Source organism: Micromonospora sp. M51, from assembly GCF_018070305.1.
GTDB lineage: Bacteria > Actinomycetota > Actinomycetes > Mycobacteriales > Micromonosporaceae > Micromonospora > Micromonospora parva.
Map to the genome: position 1 here is coordinate 1 of NZ_JAGPXZ010001134.1, position 1,334 is coordinate 1,334.

Annotated in this window: 2 protein-coding genes; both read right to left on the bottom strand. The window is 69.4% G+C overall.

What is annotated here, in order from left to right:
- Nucleotides 1-1,031 (bottom strand): methionine adenosyltransferase (gene metK / locus KBX53_RS33080; RefSeq protein ID WP_210863784.1); only part of this gene is annotated, 1,031 nt, incomplete at its 3' end.
- Between the two features lie 87 nt (nucleotides 1,032-1,118).
- Nucleotides 1,119-1,334 (bottom strand): phosphopantothenoylcysteine decarboxylase (locus KBX53_RS33085; protein ID WP_305798001.1); only part of this gene is annotated, 216 nt, incomplete at its 5' end.

A 1,334-nucleotide genomic window follows, 5' to 3' on the forward strand; every position in this document is an offset into this window, starting at 1 on the left:
TCGCCGACGGCCTTCTCGATCGTGGCGACGGGCACGGTCTCGGTGCCGAACGTCTCGATGAAGAGGCTCACCGGGTGGGCCTTGCCGATCGCGTAGGCGACCTGCGCCTCGCACCGCTCGGCCAGACCGGCGGCGACCACGTTCTTGGCCACCCAGCGCATCGCGTACGCGGCCGAGCGGTCCACCTTGGACGGGTCCTTGCCGGAGAACGCGCCGCCGCCGTGGCGGGCGTATCCGCCGTAGGTGTCGACGATGATCTTGCGACCGGTCAGCCCGGCGTCACCCATCGGGCCGCCGATCTCGAACCGACCGGTCGGGTTGACCAGCAGCCGGTAGCCGTCGGTGTCCAGACCGAGGCTCTCCAGCTCCGGGGCGATCACGTGGTCACGAACGTCGGGGGTGAGCAGCGAGTCCAACGAGATGTCGGCGGCGTGCTGGCTGGACACCACAACGGTGTTCAGCCGGACCGGGCGCAGCCCCTCGTACTCGATGGTGACCTGGGTCTTGCCGTCCGGCCGCAGGTACGGGATCGTGCCGTCCTTGCGCACCGCCGAGAGGCGACGGGCCAGCCGGTGGGCGAGCGCGATCGGCAGCGGCATCAGCTCGGGCGTCTCCGAGCAGGCGAAGCCGAACATCATGCCCTGGTCGCCGGCGCCCTGCGCGTCCAGCGCGCTCTCCGACGCCCCGGTCCGCAGTTCGAAGGCGTTGTCCACGCCCTGCGCGATGTCCTCGGACTGTGCGCCGATGGAGACGCTGACGCCGCAGGAGGCGCCGTCGAAGCCCTTCTTCGACGAGTCGTAGCCGATGTCGAGGATGGTCCGGCGGACGATCGTCGGGATGTCGGCGTACGCCTTGGTGGTCACCTCACCGGCGATGTGTACCTGACCGGTGGTGATCATGGTCTCCACCGCCACGCGGCTGTGGGGGTCCTCGGTCAGCAGCGCGTCGAGGATGCCATCGCTGATCTGGTCAGCGATCTTGTCCGGGTGGCCTTCCGTGACCGATTCGGACGTGAAGAGACGGCGTGTCACGGCACTCCTAAGCGTGTGAGGTCGTTCCGCGGCAGTCTAATCACCACTGCGGCCGGTGTCGGGATCGGTCGCGTCCTGTTCCACCCGTCAGGAGCGGCCGGGCAGCCGCGCCACGACGAGATCCCACACGGCGTCGGCCACTGCCTCCTTGGCCTGCTCGGGCAGCCGGCTGACCGAGCCGTCGGCGCCGATGACCGTCACCGTGTTGGTGTCGGCGCCGAAGACCAGGTCCGGACCGACCTCATTGATCACGATCAGGTCGGCCCGCTTCCGGGCGAGTTTCGCCCGGCCGTTGGCCTCGGC